4 protein-coding genes and 1 pseudogene are annotated in these 21,242 nt (G+C 47.5%); all 5 read left to right on the top strand.

Annotated elements, in window-relative coordinates:
• Nucleotides 1-4: 4 nt before the first annotated feature.
• The 5 genes and pseudogenes from I1A42_RS07555 (at nucleotide 5) to I1A42_RS07570 (ending at nucleotide 21,204) form a co-directional block, all read left to right on the top strand.
• Nucleotides 5-1,720 (top strand): condensation domain-containing protein, encoded by a 1,716-nt coding sequence (locus I1A42_RS07555; RefSeq protein WP_196123097.1) that lies wholly within the window; start codon nucleotides 5-7, stop codon nucleotides 1,718-1,720.
• A 12-nt stretch (nucleotides 1,721-1,732) separates the two neighbouring features.
• Nucleotides 1,733-3,040 (top strand): annotated as a pseudogene (locus I1A42_RS07560) (amino acid adenylation domain-containing protein); the annotation flags it as partial.
• A complete protein-coding gene (locus I1A42_RS24670) occupies nucleotides 3,029-3,451 on the top strand; it encodes a phosphopantetheine-binding protein (RefSeq protein WP_230389442.1) in 423 nt (140 codons plus the stop codon). The pseudogene I1A42_RS07560 and the gene I1A42_RS24670, both read left to right, overlap by 12 nt.
• Before the next feature lie 28 nt (nucleotides 3,452-3,479).
• The gene (locus I1A42_RS07565) at nucleotides 3,480-9,944 is read left to right on the top strand and encodes a non-ribosomal peptide synthetase (RefSeq protein ID WP_196123099.1); all 6,465 of its coding nucleotides are present in this window, start codon (nucleotides 3,480-3,482) and stop codon (nucleotides 9,942-9,944) included.
• Nucleotides 9,937-21,204, top strand: a complete 11,268-nt coding sequence (locus I1A42_RS07570) for a non-ribosomal peptide synthetase (protein ID WP_196123100.1) — start codon at nucleotides 9,937-9,939, stop codon at nucleotides 21,202-21,204. Before I1A42_RS07565 ends, I1A42_RS07570 begins: the two co-directional genes overlap by 8 nt.
• Nucleotides 21,205-21,242: the final 38 nt, after the last annotated feature.

The following is a 21,242-nucleotide window of genomic DNA, read 5'->3' on the forward strand; positions in this document are numbered from 1 at the left end:
TCAATTGATTGAACAGTTGCGTCAACGGGGTTATCAATTGGCTGTGAAAGCGCTGTTTGATCAACCGGTATTGGCTGAACTAGCGAAAACCTTAACGGGGGCAGAGCAGCAAGATTGGCAAATTCCAAACTACAGTTTGCCAGCTAATGGTGAGCAGATCACGCCAGACATGCTGCCATTGGTCGATTTGAATCAAGAGCAGATCGCGCACATTGCGGCTCAGGTTGCTGGGGGAATGGCGAATATCCAAGATATCTATCCATTAGCAACGTTGCAGGAAGGTATCTTATACCATCACCGTCTGCAGCAAGAGCGTGACCCTTATATCAGCCCAGTTATTTTGTCTTTTGCTACCGAGCAAGAAGTAGTGTCATTTACTCAAGCGCTGCAGAAAGTGATTGATCGTCATGACATCTTACGCACGTCGATGGCATGGGAGAGTTTAGAAGAGCCAGTGCAAGTAGTGTGGCGCAGCGCGGTATTACCTGTGACACAAATCACTATTGATGCACAAGCACTTGCCGATGGAGATGTATTAAACGAGCTTACTCGTCGTGCAAATGGTGATTATGCGCATCTTGATGTGACTCAAGCGCCGTTGATGGCGGCTTATCACACAGAAGATAGTGTTAATAACCGTTGGTTATTGTGTTTGATTAACCATCACTTAAACAGCGACCACACCACCATGGAACTGCTGGTTGAAGAAGTCTTTGCTCATATGGCTGGGCGTGAGGCGGAATTGCCGACACCATTACCATTTAGAGATTTTGTGGCGACGAGCCGTTTTAACGCTAATAGCGAACAGCATCAGGCATTCTTTACTGAGCAATTCGCGGATATTGATGAGCCTTGCGCACCGTTTGATGTCTTAGACCTAGAAGAAAATGGTGCGGTTGATGTCTCTCACTTAGGTCTTAACGCCGTATTAAGTCAGCGTATTCGAGCGATGGCTCGTAAACAAGGTGTGAGCCCAGCAGCGATGTTCCATCTGGCGTGGGGGCTAGTTATAAAAGCCACCTCAGGACGAAGTGATGTGGTGTTCGGTACGGTATTGTTTGGTCGTATGTCGGCTGGACAAGGTGCAAGTCGGGTACTTGGTATGTTCCTCAATACCTTACCGCTTAAGCTTACGTTAAGCGATGTCACGCTGGAATCAGCATTGCATGACACACACCAATCATTGGCGACGTTACTTGATTATGAGCATGCGTCATTGTCGTTAGCACAGCAATGCAGTGGTTTAGTCGGGGGCGCTCCGCTATTTAGCAGTCTAATGAATTACCGCTATGCAGGGGGCAGCGCGCAACTCGATGGTATTGAAAGCTCAATGGATATCGTCTACAGCGCGGAACACAGTAATTACCCTGTTACCTTATCGGTGAACGACCATATTACGGGTGAGTTCTCCCTTGATTTGCAAATTGACCAACGTCTTAAATCGCGTGGTATCGACACGATGTTGGTGGCGGCACTAGAGCAGATTTCGACGCAATTAGTGTCAGGGTTAGATGTACCGACTCATCAATTATCGGTCTTACCGCAAGCGCAATATCATCAATTGGTGCATCAACTGAATCAAACAACTCGAGTCGTTGATCAAGTTTCGTGTGTACACCAGCTCTTTGAACGCCAAGTTGAAATGTATCCAGATCAACTGGCAGTCGTGAGTGCGGATCGCCAGCTTACTTATGCGGAGCTGAACGCTCAAGCCAACTAACTTGCCCATTGGCTTGTTCAACAGGGGGTAGGTGTAGAAGATAGAGTTGCGCTCTGTTTTGACCGTTCTCCGGCACTGATTGTTGCCATGTTAGCGACATTGAAAGCTGGGGCTGGTTATGTGCCAATTGATCCCGCTTACCCAGCCGAGCGTATCCGTTATATGGTGGACGATAGTCAGCCACTTCTTATGCTGACAGATGGTACCGTGGATATGGCGGTGATCTGGGATACTCAGTCCCAGCCTGTACGAGAAGTGAATGTGATTCGTGATCGTCATTTGTGGGCGGATTCCATCGCAGAGAATTTGGCAATGGTGGGACGTAATAGCGCCAATCTGGCTTATGTTATCTACACCTCCGGATCAACTGGACAGCCGAAAGGGGTGATGGTCGAACACCATAACCTTGCTAACTTGATCGCTTGGCATAATCAAGCGTTTGATATTCAGCCTAATGATTGCGTATCCAGTGTTGCAGGGTTGGGATTTGATGCGGCAGTGTGGGAAATATGGCCACCGTTGTGCGCGGGCGCTTACCTGACATTACCAACCCTTGAAATCAGTAAAGATCCAGAACAGTTACTGGATTGGTGGGTGCAACAGCCGATTAAAGTTGGCTTCTTGTCCACTCCAGTCGCTGAGCTTTCCTTTGCTCGTGGCGTTCATCCCAGCACCTTGAAAACTTTGCTTGTTGGGGGGGATAAATTAACGCGTCAACCCCATGCGAATGCACCGTATCAGTTGGTTAATAACTATGGCCCAACAGAAACAACCGTTGTCGCGACGTCGGGAGTGATCAACCCCACGGACACAAGGTTGCATATCGGTAAAGGCATCACCAATACACAACTTTATCTTCTAGATGAACATGGACAGCTAGTGCCGCGTGGTGTGACGGGTGAGCTCTATATCGGAGGGCTGGGTGTCGCTCGTGGTTATATGAATCGCAATGATCTCACTGCAGAACGCTTCTTGCCGGATCCTCATCGCTCGGAAAGTGACGCTCGCATGTATCGTACTGGCGATTTAGCCCGCTGGTTAGAGGATGGCACGTTGGAGTATCAAGGTCGTAACGATGACCAAGTGAAAATTCGTGGATTCCGTATTGAATTGGGTGAAATTGATGTTGCCTTAAAACGTTGCGCCGGCGTTGATGAGTCGATTGTGATTGCTCAAGACACACCAACTGGTGACAAACGTTTGGTTGCTTATTTTGTTGGTGATGCACAGCGCGAAGCCATTCGTGACCAACTGGCTGAGCAGCTACCTCAATATATGGTGCCTGTTGCTTACGTAAGTTTAAGCAGCATGCCATTAACCGCGAACGGCAAAATAGATCGCCGTTCACTCCCTGACCCTGATGTCGATGCATTTATTACGCATCACTATGAGGCACCGGAAGGGGAAATAGAACAACGTTTAGTAGAATTGTGGTGTGAACTGCTTGGCGTTAAGCAAGTGGGTCGGCATGACCACTTCTTTGAACTGGGTGGACACTCGTTGCTCGCCGTCAAACTCATAACTCGAATTCGTGATGCTTTCAATGTGGAGCTGGCAATCAGTGATCTTTTTGCGCAGCCAACGCTCGCCGAACTGGGCGATACGTTACTGCAGCGCAGCATGACGGATATCGACATGGAAGAGTTGAAAGCGATGGCATTAGCCGCTGGGTATGACGAGTCAGAGCTGGATTTGGTGCTCGCTCAATTGGCAGATAACGAATTGGTGTAAGGGGCGTAAGCCCCTGAAAATAAAAATTATGAATATTCCACAAGATAAAAAATTAGCCGCGCTCAAGGCTATGATGCAAAAGCGAGCATTACAAGGTAAAGCGACTCAATCGAGTGCTGCCATTGACACGCGCATTCCATTAGTTGATCGCGCTCAACCACTACCGTTGTCATTCTCTCAGCAGCGGCTTTGGTTTATTGAGCAGCTCGATCCTAATGCAGAAAGTGCCTACCACATTAATGGTGTTGTCCACTTAACTGGGGCGTTGAATATTGCAGCGCTTACTCAGGCATTAAATAGCATCGTTGAGCGGCACGAAGTCTTACGCACTTGTTTTCCAGCAGAGCAAGAGCAGCCTGAACAAAAAGTGGCACAGCCTAGTATTGGTATGCCCTTTGAGCACTTTTCTTTAAACGATAGCTCTGCCATTGATGACAAAGTCAATGAGTGGTTGCAGCAACCATTTTGTTTAGCTTCTGGTCGATTAGTTCGCACAGCATTATTTGAGTTAGCGCCAACAGAATTTGTCTTAGCTTTGTCGATGCATCATGCGATCGCGGATGGTTGGTCGCTTGGGTTATTGCTAAAAGAGTTGAGCGAGTTATATCAAGCGTATTGTGCCAATCAATCTACACCATTATCATCTCTAACATGCCAATATGCAGATTATGCCGCTTGGCAACGTGATTGGTTAAATAGTGCAGCGGCAGAGCGTCAAAGTGCTTATTGGCAGTCATGTTTAGCTGGTGCTCCCGAACTACTTAGTTTACCGACGGACTTTCCTCGTCCAGAAAAACAGAGTTATGTGGGAGATAAGGTTAAGATCGAATTTGATGCCGAGTTGTCGGCGCAAATCCATCACTTTAGTCAGCGTCATGGAATGACCGATTACATGGTGATGTTGGCAGCATGGTCATCGTTATTAGCCCGTTTTTCTGGACAAGATGATATCGTCATCGGTTCACCAATTGCGAACCGCTCACAACGTGAAACAGAAGTGATGATCGGCTTTTTTGCCAACACATTAGCGCTACGTGTTGATACGTCTGGTCAGCCAAGTGTGGCTGAGTTTCTTGCTCGTGTGAAACAACAAAATATTCAAGCTCAGTCTCATCAAGATTTACCTTTTGATCATGTTGTCGAGAAACTCAAACCTAACCGCTCTCTCTCTTATACCCCGATTTTTCAGGTGATGTTCGCCTGGCAGGATTCAAGTGCCGATCAATTGCAACTGGGTGATGTGAGTGCCCAAGTGATGGATATCGAGAGTGAGGTACAAGCGCAGTTTGATTTATCACTCTCATTGGGATGGTCCGGGGTAAATATTGAAGGGGATATCCGTTATCCGACGTCTCTTTTTAAACGTTCCACCATTGAACAATATCTTAATTGTTGGCGTCAGTTGTTGGGTCAATGGATCGCCAATGATCAGCAGTCCATCGACCAAGTTACTCTTTTAGATGACACGCATTATCAGCAAGTCACACGAGATTTTAATGGTGATAAACAGAGTTACCCTGTCACTGAGTGTATTCACCAACGGTTTGAAGCCATGGCACTACGTTATCCCAATAACGTTGCGGTGAGTTTCGAGCAACAAACGCTCAGTTACCGTGTGCTAAATGAACAAGCTAACCAACTTGCGCATTGGTTACGTGCTCAAGGTGTTGGTCCAGATAGTCGCGTTGCAATCGCCTTGCAACGCAGCGAAACACTGTTGGTTGCTATATTGGCAACATTAAAAGCGGGTGGGGCTTATGTACCGCTTGATCCAAATTACCCACAAGAGCGTTTACAATATTCACTGCAAGATAGCCAACCACAAGTCGTGATTACTACCAGCGAGTTGACGGATAAGTTAGGGCAACTTCCTGTTGGTGCGACCTTTGCGCTATGTGATAAACCGCAGTGGTTACAGGAATCAACGAGCAACCTGGCTCCTGAAGAACTGGGATTAACGCCACACAATATGGCTTATATCATCTATACCTCTGGTTCAACGGGTAAACCTAAAGGGGTGATGGTTGAGCATCATAATGTATTGCGCCTACTGGCAGCGACAGAGGAAGAATTTGGGTTTAATCATCGCGATGTTTGGACACTGTTCCACTCTTATGCGTTTGATTTTTCGGTATGGGAAATATGGGGAGCATTGCTGTTTGGTGGCCGTTTAGTCGTTGTGCCACATTTAGTTTCTCGTCAACCCGATGTATTTTATCAACTATTGTGTGAAGAGCAGGTCACTGTTCTTAACCAAACGCCAAGTGCATTCCGCCAATTGGTCGTCGCGCAAACCGAGCTAAAGCACCAACTGCGCTACGTGATTTTCGGTGGTGAAGCGCTGGAACTTTCTGCTCTTGCACCTTGGTATCAACGCGCAATGAACAGTAATACCCAGTTGATTAATATGTATGGGATTACAGAAACAACCGTACATACCACATATTACCCACTGAGTGCGCAAGATGTGACACGCACGGGGGCCAGCCCAATAGGTGTCGGTTTACGTGACTTAAATCTCTACATCTTGGATCAATATCGCCAACCTGTCCCTGTTGGTGTGACGGGGGAATTATACGTGAGTGGTGCCGGTGTTGCGCGAGGTTATCTTAACCGCGCTGATCTCACCGCCGAGCGCTTTATGTTAGATCCATTCGTTGCCGATGGCAGCACTCGCATGTACAAATCTGGCGATTTGGGTCGCTGGTTAGATGATGGCAGTATTGAATACTTAGGGCGCAATGATGATCAGGTGAAGATTCGTGGTTTTCGTATCGAACTGGGTGAAATTGAAGCCTGTGTCCGCAGCTTTACAGGGGTTATTGATGCTGCGGTGATTGCTGCCCAAAATGCAACTGGTGAGCAACAGATTGTGGCTTATTACGTTGGCGATGTTGCGCTTGATGCGTTGCGTGATCATGTGGCAGATCTGGTGCCAAATTATATGATTCCTGCGGCTTGGATGGCATTGCATGCATTGCCACTCACCAGTAATGGCAAACTTGACCGTCGCGCATTGCCGCAAGTAGATCAAAGTGCGATGGTGCGTCATGAGTACGAAGCTCCAGTCGGGGAAAAAGAACAGCTTCTGGCTCGCCTATGGAGTGAATTACTCAATGTTGAGCAAGTAGGACGCCAAGATCATTTCTTCGAATTGGGTGGCCATTCATTACTTGCGGTTCAGTTAACCTCAAGAGTTCGTGCACAAAGTGAGTGGGAATTATCTCTTGCTGACTTATTTGCTCATCCTGTTTTGGCTGACTTGGCCTTGATGTGTACTGAACAAAATGAGCGCGCAACCATTGTGCCACGTGCTAACCAAGCAGAAGCGCCACTTTCATTGGCGCAGCAACGTTTATGGTTCCTTGCCCAAATGGACCGCCAAGCGAACGCAGCCTATACCATTTCAAGTGGTGTGGTCATTGAAGGTGAGTTAAATATTGCTGCATTACAGCAGGCATTGAATTCACTCTATGTACGCCATAGCGTATTACGCAGCCAATTTATTGATCGCGATGGTATCCCTTATCAAGTGGTTGATGACCTAAAAGTGTCATTCCCATTTAATGTCGTGGAGGGGGACAGTCCATTTACGCCGCAATTTGATCTGGCTACGGGAGAGGTGGTTGCTGCGCAATTGAACCGCATCAACGAAGGCTACGCGCAATTGCGAATTGCCATGCACCATATTGTTACCGATGGTTGGTCTATTGCGACCTTTATCAAAGAGCTGGGTCGTGCTTATGCAGCCTTGGTTCAACATCAACCGGTCCAATTGGATCCCCTTTCTATTAGTTACGGTGATTTTGCTGCTTGGCAACAAGAATTTTTAGTGGGTGAACGTCTGGACAAACAGCAGGCGTATTGGCTAGATCAACTTAAGTCTATGCCGCATTTTCTGCATTTACCGACCGATTATGCTCGCCCAGCGAAGCAAGATTTTTCCGGAGCGAGCCTCGCCGTTGATATTGATGCGGATCTGACTCGTCAGTTAAATCAATTAAGTCAACAACATGGCTGCACCTTGTATATGACATTACTCGCCAGTTGGTCTGCATTGATGTCACGCCTTGCTCATCAAGAGCAAGTGATTATTGGTTCACCGATTGCGGGGCGCACTTTAGCCGAAACAGAAAATTTGCTCGGTATGTTTGTTAATACACAGCCAATGTGTGCCAATGTTGATGCGCACATTACGACAAGCGAACTACTTAGTCAGATCAAACAAACCGCATTAGATGCTCAGGCAAATCAAGATCTGCCGTTCGAACGTATGGTTGAGGCAGTATCGCCTGAGCGTAATCAATCGCACAGTCCTATTTATCAAGTCATGTTTGCATTACAAAATATGCCAAGCGAAACCATTACCTTAGATGGTTTACGCCTGAGTATGTTGAACGAAACGGTAACCACAGCGCAATGTGACTTGAGCCTTTTGGTCAGTGAGAATAATGAGCGTATTGTTGGGCAACTCAACTATGCTACCGCACTATTTGATCAAGCGACCATTGAACGTATGGTGGGGTATTGGCGAGCGTTGCTACGAGGAATGGTTCAATCGGCACAGCAACCGATTCATGCTATCCCTATTTTGTCGGCCAGCGAGTTTGAGCAGGTTATCGTTGAACATAATCAGACAAAAGTAGACTTTGGCCGTGATGTATCGATTACCCAACGTTTTGAAAATTGGGCGCAAGAGACACCTGATGCGATTGCGATTGTGCAAGGAGAGCAGCGTTTAACCTATCAAATGCTGAATGTGCGTGCCAACCGTCTTGCTGATGAATTAATCCAGCAAGGTGTTCAATACGGCAGTGCTGTTGCTATCTGTATTGAACGTTCAATTGAGCTGATTATTGCTGAGCTGGCCATTGTAAAATGTGGCGCCATCTATGTACCTTTGGACCCGAAAGCACCGCAAGATAGGCTGAACTATATCGTACAAGACAGTCAGGCGATGGCTTTAATTATGGCTGATGAAGCGCAGCCTATGGTATTTGACTGCGCACTGCCGCGTATCAATGTGATACAAGCAATTGAGAAAGCAAGTGGCCACAGCCTTGCGAGCGCCAATCCAAATATTAATGTGCGTGGTGATTCAGCTGCTTATATCATGTATACCTCAGGCTCAACAGGCCAACCGAAAGGGGTCGTGATCGCCCATCGAGGCGTTGCTCGCCTGATCAGCCATAACGGTTATCTTGAATTTAGTCGTTATGATCGCGCCTCTTTTGCAGCTAACCCAGCATTCGATGCCACAACATTAGAAGTGTGGGGGCCATTACTCAATGGTGCCGCTGTCGTGGTCATTAGTGATCAACTATTACTTGAACCGACCAAATTAGCCGATGAACTGATAGAGCAAGGTGTGACCATTCTATGGCTCACCATTGGGCTATTTAATCAGTATTCCGATCTGTTAGGTAAAGCCTTTAGCCAAGTGCGCTATTTGATGATAGGCGGCGATGTGGTTGAGCCTCGGACGGTACAAAAAGTGTTGCAAAACACGCCACCTAAGCACTTATTAAGTTGCTACGGACCGACGGAAACCACCACCTTTGCTATGACGCATGAAGTGATGCGGGTCGATGATGTCGAACGCGCTATTCCGTTAGGCAAACCGATTGGTAACACTCAAATCTATGTATTGGATGAACACCATAATCCTGTCCCTATGGGGGTTACGGGTGAAATTGTGATTGGTGGTGAAGGGGTTGCCCTTGAGTATCTCGGACGTGAAGACTTGACGGCGGAACGCTTTTTACCCAACCCATTCAGTTCAGAGCCTGGTGCGCGCATGTATTGCAGCGGTGATTTAGGACGTCGTCTGCCGGATGGCACAATAGAATTTCTTGGTCGTAATGACTTCCAAGTGAAAATTCGTGGTTATCGGATTGAATTAGGCGAAATTGAAACCGCGTTGCAAGCATTACCAGCCATCAATGACGCGGTTGTCATTGCTAAAGGTGACAGTGCAGAGAATAAGCGCCTGATTGCTTATTATACTTTGGCGCCGCACAACGATATCACGGTGGCGGATCTTAAATCTACGTTAAGTCAACAATTCCCGCCATATATGGTACCAGGGGCGTTTGTTGTGATTGACAGCATACCTTTGACACCGAATGGCAAAGTCGACCGCCGCGCGTTACCTAATCCTGACGAATCCGCGATTAATACTCGTGAATATGTTGCCCCACAAGGTGCTTTTGAGCAGCAATTGGCCCAAATTTGGGCGCAGTTGCTTGATGTCGAGCAAGTGGGTCGTGATGACCATTTCTTTGAGTTAGGTGGGCATTCATTACTGGCGGTGCAGTTGATATCGCGTATTAAGGAAAAACAAGCCATTACGTTAACCATCACGGATCTCTTTGATCATCCGACATTAAAAGCACTAGCCGCACGCATGGCCTTCGTCAAATTGGCCGCATTTAAAAAACACGATCTTGCATCGGCAGCACAAAAATTGTTTAAGGGGAAAGTAAATGGCTGATACCAGTTTCGATTTAGAGAGTCTATCACCAGAAGAGATGATGGCGTTGCTCGAACAGCTTGAGCAAGAAGGGGCGCAGCAAGAAGTCGTAGAACAAGAGACTGCGATTACTGCGCAACATCTCGATCACTATCCCTTGTCGCTCGCACAGCAAAGGTTGTGGTTTTTAGCACAAATGGGCGAGGCAAGCGACAGTGCTTACTTAATTGAAGGCGGCATTCGTCTGCAAGGTCAATTAAATGAAGATGCTCTGCAGAACGCGTTAAATCAAGTCTTGATTCGTCATAGTGCACTAAGAACATCTATTGTGATGCGTGGCGATCAGCCTATGCAGCAGATAGATCGTCAGTTACGTGAATTTCCGTTAAGTAAAGTGAACTTAACTCGAGAACAAGCGTTAGCCAGTTCATTTCATCCCCAGTTTGATTTGGCGCAGGGGCCTCTCGTCGCTGCCCGCTTAATCCAAATCGAAAGCAACGAGCACTGGTTACAGCTTGCGATGCACCATATTATTTCTGATGGCTGGTCGATGAGTGTCTTTACGCGTGATCTTAACGAATGTTACTGCGCTCTGATTGAAGATCGCTCCCCATTATTGGCCCCGTTAGACATTGAATATGGTGATGTCGCATTTTGGCAACGCGAGTTTCGTCAAGAGGCGCTAGAAGAAGAGGCAAACTATTGGCGTGAACAGTTATCGGGCATTCCAACGTGCTTAGATCTCTACACTGATTTCCCACGTCCGGAAGTACAAAGCTACGCGGGTGATGCGTTAGCCATTGAATTAAATGAGACATTAACTCAAGCACTCAAAACGCTGTCGAATCGCCATGGCTGCACGCTGTATATGACGTTGTTGGCGAGTTGGTCTGCATTATTGTCACGTATGAGTAACCAAACTGATGTCGTGGTTGGTTCGCCAATTGCTGGACGCAGCCAGCAAGAAACAGAAAATCTGATCGGTATGTTTGTGAATTCACAAGCGATGCGGGTCAATTTTGCTGAGCCAGTGAATACGGCTCAGCTACTAGAACAGGTTAAACAGACCACATTAGCGGCGCAAGAGCATCAAGAGCTGCCGTTTGAAAAAGTGGTAGAACTGGTTGCGCCAGAGCGCTCAATGTCTCATAGCCCAGTGTTCCAGGTGATGTTTGCGCTGCAAAATTTACCAGATGCCAATGTCTCTTTACCGGGTATGACTATTTCAGAGATCGCACAAGAGGTCACTACCGCCAAATTTGATTTGAGTTTGGTGGTCAGTGAAGTCGACGGCCAGCTTAAAGGTCAATTGAGCTATGCGAGCTCACTCTTTACTCCACAAACTGCGCAGCGTTACCTTACATATTGGCAACGTCTGCTTGCCGCGATGGTAGAACATAGCGCTGCTCCGGTGCAGTCTTTGGATATGCTACCTAGCGAAGAATACCAAGAGTTAATTCATCACCTCAATCCAGCATTACCTGACGTGATGAAATCCGGTCTTGTACAGCAGCGTATTGAGAAGATCGCCCTTAATTACTCTGATTCCGTGGCTGTTATCACTGAAGAAAAAGAGCTGACCTATGGTGAATTAAATGCGCAAGCTAACCAGTTGGCACAATGGTTACGCTCACAAGGTGTGACAAACGATCGCCGAGTTGCCCTGTGCTTTGATCGTTCCTGTGATTGGGTGGTGAGCATGCTCGCTATTTTAAAAGCGGGCGCGGGGTATGTGCCAATTGATCCGAGTTATCCAGCCGATCGAATTGAGTTCATGCTAACCGATAGCGCGCCAGATCTATTGCTAACCGATGGTTGTGTTGATTTAGAGCCAGTAACTACACAACTCGCTGAGCGGTTACCTATTGTTAATGTGTGTGAACAAGGGGCGTTATGGGCCAACAATAGCACTAAGAATTTGCCGGAAAATGGTCAAGCGACAACATCATTGGCTTACATTATTTACACCTCAGGTTCTACCGGAAAGCCGAAAGGTGTCATGGTTGAACACCATAACTTGCTCAATTTGATTGATTGGCATAACCAAGCTTTCGATGTTAAAGCGGGAATGTGTACCTCCGCCGTCGCTGGGTTAGGGTTTGATGCTGCAGTTTGGGAAATCTGGCCGGCACTGTCTGCAGGTGCTTGTTTGACGATGCCAACACTGAAAGTATCGAAAGATCCTGAAGCCTTATTAAATTGGTGGGTTGATCAACCTATTGAAGTGGGCTTTTTATCGACCCCACTTGCTGAGCTTGCCTTTGCTCGCGGTGTTCAACCGCCGCATTTAAAAGTACTCTTGGTTGGCGGTGATAAGCTCAACCGCCGTGCTCCAGAAAATGCAACTTACCGTTTAGTGAATAACTACGGCCCGACAGAAACAACCGTGGTAGCGACGTCAGGCGATGTACCGCGCAGCGAAGGGGTGTTGCATATTGGTCAACCTCTGATTAATTCACGAGTTTATATTCTTGATGACTTTGGCAATCTAGCACCGAGAGGCGTGAGTGGTGAACTCTATATCGCTGGCGCGGGTGTCGCCCGTGGGTATCGTAACCGCGATGATTTAACTCAAGAGCGCTTTTTACCCGATCCTTTTGCAGATCAAGTGGGTGTGCGTATGTATCGTTCTGGGGATTTAGTGCGTTGGAGAGAAGATGGCACCATTGAATATCTCGGCCGTAACGATGACCAAATTAAGATTCGCGGTTTTCGCATTGAGTTAGGTGAAATCGCGACAGTTTTACAACGTCAGCCCCATATTGAAGAAGCGATTGTTGTTGCTCAAGGTCAGCAAACCAAGCGGTTAGTCGCGTATTTCACTGTCGCAGATCATCACCAAGTGGATGTGGAGGCGTTACGCCAAGAACTCAGTGATGAATTGCCGGATTATATGATTCCTGCCGCGTTTGTTGAATTAGCCGTGATGCCGTTAACGGCCAACGGTAAAGTAGATCGTCGTGCCTTACCAAAACCGGATAACAGTGCGTTTGTACATAATCAGTATCACGCTCCGCAAGGCGAAGTCGAATGTCAGCTGGCTGACATTTGGGCGCAACTGCTTGACGTTGAACAAGTTGGACGTGAGGACAACTTCTTTGAGCTTGGTGGCCACTCATTAATGGCGACGCAACTTGCCTCTCGAGTGCGTTCACAAATGCAGTGTGATTTATCGTTAACCGCGCTGTTTGCCAACCCTCAATTAAAAAGTTTGGCGGCTTCGTTAACTAATCAAGAACAGAGTTCAGCACTTAGCGCTCCCATCTCGCGTTATGAACAAGAGCAAGCGCCATTGTCCCTTGCGCAGCAGCGTTTGTGGTTTCTTGCGCAAATGGAGCCTGAATCGCAAGCGGCCTATACCATCGCTGGTGGAATAAAACTGATCGGTGATTTGAATGTGACGGCGCTACGTTCTGCGCTCAACGCCATTATGAAACGGCATGATTCATTAAGAACACACATAGCTGTGCAAGATGGCCAACCGGTACAACGGGTGGATAATAGTATTGTTGAGTTTCCTTTGTTGGTCGTTGATCAAGAAGATAATGCGATATTCAAACCCCAGTTTGATTTGGCGACAGGGCCGCTAGTGACGGCGCAATTGGCCAGAATCAATCACCATGAACATCGCATTCAAATTGCAATGCATCATATTATTGCCGATGGCTGGTCGATGGGCGTGCTCATTAACGAACTGACGCTTGCATACCAACAGGCGGTGCAACAGCAGCCAATATCATTGGCGCCATTAGCGATTCAATATACAGATTTTGCCCTGTGGCAGCAGCAAGCACTAACGGGAGATCATTTAGAATCGCAACAAGCTTATTGGGTTAACCAACTGACAGGTGCACCTGACTGTTTAACTTTACCAAGTGATTACCCACGGCCGTTGGAGCAGCGTTATAACGGTGCAAACGTGTTAGTGAATCTTGACCGCCAGTTAACGGCTGATCTCAAAGCGTTATCGCAACGCCAAGGCGCCACGCTGTTCATGACATTGATGGCAAGTTGGGCGACCTTAATGGGGCGTTTAGCCAACCAAAATGATGTGGTGATTGGTACACCTGTTGCTGGCCGAACTCGCACCGAAGTTGAACCACTGATCGGCATGTTTGCCAATACGCAAGCTATTCGAGTGGATTTAGATAACAATCCCACCATGGCTGAGTTAATTACTCAGGTAAAAGAAACGGTGATTGCAGCGCAAGCGAATCAGGATATTCCATTTGAACAGGTGGTTGAGGCGGTATCACCAACACGAAGTTTGGCGCATAACCCAATTTTCCAAGTCATGTTTGGCTTACAAAACTTACCAAAAAGTGAATTCGTACTGCCGGGTCTGCAAGTTTCTACGCTCGATACGGAACAAAACAGTGCGCAATTTGATTTGAGTTTGATGCTCAATGAAGAAAATGGAGAACTCAACGGTTTCTTAAATTTCTCTACTGCATTGTTCACTGCGAGTACACTGGAACGTTATCTAGCGTATTGGCAACGCCTATTGCGTGCGATGGTCGATAATGAAACCGATTATCGAGTTGATCATTCATTGATTCTTGACGATCAAGAACGCACTCAAGTGCTGGAAAGCTTTAACCAAACTGAGCGTGATTACCCAACCGATACTTGCATTCATCACCGTATCGAACAAACTGCAGCGCGCTATGCCAATGACATTGCTGTAGTCGATAAAGACAAACAGCTCACTTTTGCCGAGCTTAATGCGCAAGCGAACCAACTGGCGCACTGGTTGGTTCAACAAGGGGTGAGACCGGATAGCCGCGTGGGCGTTTCCCTTGACCGTAGCTGTGAATTAGTCGTTGCTCTGGTTGCCATTCTTAAAGCGGGCGGCGCGTATGTGCCAATGGACCCGGGTTATCCAGAAGACCGCTTAGAATATATGGTGCAAGACAGCCGTCCAGTAGTGCTGTTAACAACATCTGAATTGCGCACAAGATTGGGACAAGTGCCAAGTGATGTGCAAATCGCTTATTTTGAAGGAGCACTTCCTTGGGCCAATGAAGCTGCAACCAATCTCGACCCAGCCAGTTTAGGCTTAAGCGCTCGCAGCTTGGCGTATTTGATTTATACCTCAGGCTCAACGGGTAAACCGAAAGGTGTTATGAATGAACATCGCGGTGTGGTCAACCGTTTAAGCTGGATGGCTGAAGATTATGGCTTTAGTCGTGACGATGTGATTTTGCAGAAAACCCCATTCAGTTTCGATGTCTCCGTATGGGAGTTCTTCTGTCCACTTTGGGTGGGTGCCACCTTAGTGATGGCCAAACCGGACGGGCATAAAGACCCACAATATCTGCGTGAGCTTATCGAGCGTCGCCAAGTGTCGATATTGCACTTTGTGCCACCGATGCTGCAGATGTTCCTCGAAGGCTGTGAGTCAGGTGATTGTCCAAGTCTGCGCTTGATGTTCTGTAGTGGTGAAGCGTTACCAGCAGAAACCATTCGTCGCACGTATCAGACGCTGCCTCATATAGAGCTGCATAACCTATATGGCCCAACAGAAGCAGCGGTAGACGTAACGCAATGGCACTGCCCACGTAATTTAGCTGGTGACCGCGTATCCATCGGTTCATCGGTAGCGAACACACGGATGTACGTGTTGGATGCGCAAGGTCAACCCGCACCAGTGGGTGTGGCGGGTGAACTGTTTATCGGTGGCGTTCAGGTGGCGCGTGGTTACTTAAATCGTGATGAGCTGACGGCAGAGCGCTTTGTGCGTGACCCATTTGTCAGCGATAGCGACGCGACCATGTACAGAACCGGAGACGTGGGTCGCTGGTTAGCGGATGGGACGATTGAATATCAAGGTCGTAATGATGACCAAGTGAAAATCCGTGGTTTCCGTGTAGAGTTGGGTGAAATCTCTTCAGCGCTGAAAGGATGTGACGCCGTGCTTGAGGCGGTGGTGATAGCCAAAGGCAGCAGTGCGAATAAGCGTTTGATTGGTTACTTTACGTCGGAGAGCACGTTGTCGATTGAAGCGTTAAAAGCGGAAATGGGCGAGCGTTTACCAGAATACATGGTGCCAGCGGCGTTAGTGCAGATTGCTGAGATGCCACTGACACCGAATGGCAAAATGGATCGTAAAGCGTTACCAGAGCCAAGTGATGATGCTTTTGTGCGCCGCGACTATGCGGCACCCCAAGGGGAGTGTGAAACACTGCTGGCCAATTTGTGGGCACAACTATTAGATACCCATCAAGTAGGTCGTTTTGATAGTTTCTTTGAATTAGGCGGTCACTCTTTGTTGGCGATTCAATTGATTGAGCAATTGCGCCAACAAGGGTTTGAGCTCAAAATTAAAGCCTTATTTAGCCATCCGACGTTGGCAGATGTTGCAGCAACACTGCAAACGAAACAGCAAGAGGTTGTGATTCCTGACAATCAGATTCCAGCGACCTGCGCTCACATCACTCCAGATTTATTGCCTTTAGTGACCTTGTCACAAAGTCAAATTGATACCATCGCAAAACAAGTTCCAGGTGGAATGGCGAATATTCAAGATATCTATCCGTTAGCACCTCTGCAAGAGGGCATGCTGTTTCATCATCTGCTAGAACAAGGTGGTGACCCATATGTGAGCCGATTTATTCAGTCTTTTGCACAACGTGAATCATTAGATCAGTTTGTTGCGGCACTTAATGGGGTAATAGCACGTCACGATATTTTACGTACTTCTATGGCATGGGAAGGCTTAGCTGAGCCGGTACAGGTGGTTTGGCGCAATGCCGAGCTAAGTGTGTCAGAACTGTCGTTAAATGGAAGCAGTGATGCAGTCGAGCAGATTAAACACCATTTTGATCCTGCGGTGACGCGTATTGATGTTGCTAGAGCGCCTTTAGTTGAAGCTTATCGCGCTTTTGATCAACAAAATCAACGTTGGTTATTATGCTTGTTAGTTCATCACTTATGTAATGATCACACGACCTTAGAGCTGATGATTGATGAAGTGATGGCGCTGTTAACCGGTGACCATGATCGCCTCACGACACCGGTTCCTTTCCGTCAGTTTGTCGCTTACAACCGTCTACAACAAAATGAAACGGCGCAGCGGGAATATTTTACCCAGCAGTTGGCAGATATTGATGAACCCTCTGCACCGTTTGGTCTACTGGAAGCGAAAGTTGGGCAGCAAACGCAACAGCATATTGAGTTACCGGCTGAATTGGCCCAACAGATTCGTCACTTAAGTCAACGTCACCATTTAAGCAGTGCTGCACTGTTCCATCTGGCGTGGGGTGTGGTTCTGCGCCATGCCATAGGTCGTGATGATGTCGTGTTTGGGACGGTATTGTTCGGCCGTATGGGGCAAGTTGAACAAGCAGATCGTGCGCTTGGTATGTTCCTTAATACATTACCGGTACGGGTGAGTTTTGATTCATCAGCGCCATGTAATGTACTAGAAGCGGTTAACAACATACAGCAAACGCTAGCTCAATTGATGGAGTTTGAGCATGCACCGCTATCATTAGCGCAGCAATGCAGCGGTATTACAGGTAAAACCCCATTATTTAGTAGCATGGTTAACTATCGCTATCAGACAACGGGTGAAGCGCAGCAACGCGATGATATTGATGTAAAAGTAATTTTTAGTGAAGAACGTACCAGTTATCCCGTTAGCGTTAACATTAATGACCATGTGGGAGCTGGGTTCTCACTCGACATTCATGTGGAAAATAGCATCGGTTGTGCACGAGTTGCCGACATGTTTATCCAAGCCATTAAGCAGTTGGTGGTTAGTCTTGATGCGCCTATTACCGCGCTACAAGTACTCAGCGATCAAGAGCGCACGCAAGTGCTGGAAGGCTTTAACCAAACTGAGCGTGATTACCCAACCGATACTTGCATTCATCACCGTATCGAACAAACCGCAGCGCGCTATGCCAATGACATTGCTGTAGTCGATAAAGACAAACAGCTCACTTTTGCCGAGCTTAATGCGCAAGCGAACCAACTGGCGCACTGGTTGGTTCAACAAGGGGTGAGACCGGATAGCCGCGTGGGCGTTTCCCTTGACCGTAGCTGTGAATTAGTCGTTGCTCTGGTTGCCATTCTTAAAGCGGGCGGCGCGTATGTGCCAATGGACCCGGGTTATCCAGAAGACCGCTTAGAATATATGGTGCAAGACAGCCGTCCAGTAGTGCTGTTAACAACATCTGAATTGCGCACAAGATTGGGACAAGTGCCAAGTGATGTGCAAATCGCTTATTTTGAAGGAGCACTTCCTTGGGCCAATGAAGCTGCAACCAATCTCGACCCAGCCAGTTTAGGCTTAAGCGCTCGCAGCTTGGCGTATTTGATTTATACCTCAGGCTCAACGGGTAAACCGAAAGGTGTTATGAATGAACATCGCGGTGTGGTCAACCGTTTAAGCTGGATGGCTGAAGATTATGGCTTTAGCCGTGACGATGTGATTTTGCAGAAAACCCCATTCAGTTTTGACGTCTCCGTATGGGAATTCTTCTGCCCACTGTGGGTGGGCGCGACCCTAGTGATGGCCAAGCCTGAAGGGCATAAAGACCCTCAATATTTGCGTGAGCTTATCGAGCGTCGCCAAGTGTCTATATTGCACTTTGTGCCACCGATGCTGCAGATGTTCCTAGAAGGCTGTGAGGCTGGCGATTGCCCAAGTCTGCGTTTGATGTTCTGTAGTGGTGAAGCGTTACCAGCAGAAACCATTCGTCGCACGTACCAGATGTTGCCTCATATAGAACTGCATAACTTATATGGCCCAACGGAAGCAGCGGTAGACGTAACGCAATGGCACTGTCCACGGGATTTAGCAGGAGACCGCGTATCCATCGGTTCATCGGTAGCGAACACACGGATGTACGTGTTGGATGCGCAAGGTCAACCCGCGCCAGTGGGCGTAGCGGGAGAACTGTTTATCGGGGGCGTTCAGGTGGCGCGTGGTTACTTAAATCGTGATGAGCTGACAGCTGAGCGCTTTGTGCGTGACCCATTTGTCAACGATAGCGACGCGACCATGTACAGAACCGGAGACGTGGGTCGCTGGTTAGCGGATGGGACGATTGAATATCAAGGTCGTAATGATGACCAAGTGAAAATCCGTGGTTTCCGTGTAGAGTTGGGTGAAATCTCTTCAGCGCTGAAAGGATGCGAAGCCGTGCTTGAGGCGGTAGTGATAGCCAAAGGCAGCAGTGCGAATAAGCGTTTGATTGGATACTTTACGTCGGAAAGCGACTTATCGATTGAAGCGTTAAAAGCGGAAATGGGCGAGCGTTTACCAGAATACATGGTGCCAGCGGCGTTAGTGCAGATTGCCGAGATGCCACTGACGCCGAATGGCAAAATGGATCGTAAAGCGTTGCCAGAGCCGGCAGAAGACGCCTTTGTGCGCCAACAGTATGTGATGCCAATCGGTGATATGGAGCTAACACTGGCATTTTTATGGCAAGAACTGCTGGGTATCACCCAAGTGGGTCGTTTTGATAGTTTCTTCGAATTAGGTGGGCACTCGCTATTGGCGGTGAAATTAGTCAATGAGCTGCATCAACGTGGCATTATATTGGATTTAGCCACCTTGTTCGAGACGCCGGTACTGTGTGAATTAGCGGAAACATTCACTCAGCGTCAGCAAGAGCAGCGCTCTTTGACTCTATCGTTCCGTGAAACAGGTAATCAAACACCGCTATTCATCGTTCCTGAAGCAAGTGGTGAAACCTTATATGGGCCGCTATTAACCGCACATATTGATAGTGATATTCCGGTTTATGGCCTAGTGGCTCCTGATCGCAGTGAGCCTTCACTAAAAACCGTGCAAAAAGTGGCGGAGCATTATGTGCGAGCTATTCGTCAGCGCCAATCACATGGGCCATATCGTTTAGTCGGTTGGTCATTCGGTGGCACGATGGCTTATGAAATTGCCGCACAATTAATTGGTCAAGATGAGCAGATTGAGTTTCTTGGCATCTTGGATCGTTGGGCGGTATTACCCAGCTTTGAGCGTGAGTACCATCAAGGCGTTCGTTTCGAGACTATCGAACAAGAAATTGCCTTTATGAGTAAAGAAATTGTCGAATATCAAGTTAACCACAGTGAAGATTGTCGTGTGTCGGCGGAAGATATTCGAACACTTCTGACGGAAAGTGAACGGTGGCAGGACCATTTTTGTCTGGCGCAAAAAATGGCTATCTTACCGCGCGATTGGAATGCAGAATATTTCTATAACTGGCTGATTCATCGCAGAGATTTGCTTCATGCAGATTATAAGGTTCCAACAATACCAGTGTCTATTGATCTATTTGTTGCTCAGCAACGCCCAATGGAAGAGCAGGGGATACATGATCCATACCTCGCTTGGGATCAGGTGCTACCAACCGATGCTATTCGAGTCACCCCATTATCAGGAGAGCATCAATTGTTAATTTCGCAGCCTTGCGTGGCCGAAACAGGTAAGGCGATTAGCGACGCGATTGCTAAACGACGAAATCAGCATGAGGTTCAACAAACGCCAAGTTACGATCCCGTCGTTAAACTGCAACTGGGTAAAGTGGATTGTGCACAGGTATTTTGTATTCCAGGAGCTGGCGATAACGTCTTTAGTTTTATGGATTTAGCTGGGCAGTTAGGCAATGATGTGAGTATTTTTGGCTTACAACCAAGAGGATTATGGGGCAAAGAAGCTCCCCATTCTTCAGTTGCTGCAGCGGCCCGATTCTACTGTGAAGCCATGCATAAACACCTAAATGACCAACCGCTGCATATTGTCGGTCATTCCTTTGGTGGATGGGTCGCTCTGGAATTGGTTAATCAGTTAGAAGAGATGGGAATCCCCGTTGCTTCTTTGACCATTGCCGATTCACGAGTTCCTCAGGCTCATCAAATGGAATATACCGATGTGGCTGCAATGATGAAGTTGATATCGTTATTTGAGATGCAAGGTGTTGAGCTCAATTTAACGGCTGAAATCTTAGAGTCACTGTCATTCGATGAACGATTACGCCGAGTTCATCAAAGCTTGGTAGCCAATCGCATCATGCCAGCGACATCTCGAATCAATCATTTACAAGGGATCTTCCGCGTATTCTCAACCAATATTCGGACTAGCTATTGGCCAGAACGTCGTCCTAACACGACGATCGGGTTGTTGTTATCCGAAGAGGCGAGTCAGCAGCAGCAAGAAGGGTGGTTAGATTGGTCGCCAGAAATACGCGTACAACAATCGACAGCAAACCACGTTAAGCTCCTCAAAGCGCCTTTTGTGCAACAACTGGCTAAATTGATTCAGTTATAAGTGAGTCATGGCTGTAGGGTCCGCTCTACAGCCATGCA

The organism is Vibrio nitrifigilis, assembly GCF_015686695.1.
Taxonomy (GTDB): domain Bacteria; phylum Pseudomonadota; class Gammaproteobacteria; order Enterobacterales; family Vibrionaceae; genus Vibrio; species Vibrio nitrifigilis.

Coding starts and splice junctions, on each gene's coding strand:
- I1A42_RS24670 (WP_230389442.1), top strand. CDS start 3,029: ATGCCATTAACCGCGAACGGCAAAATAGATCGCCGTTCACTCCCTGAC.
- I1A42_RS07565 (WP_196123099.1), top strand. CDS start 3,480: ATGAATATTCCACAAGATAAAAAATTAGCCGCGCTCAAGGCTATGATG.
- I1A42_RS07570 (WP_196123100.1), top strand. CDS start 9,937: ATGGCTGATACCAGTTTCGATTTAGAGAGTCTATCACCAGAAGAGATG.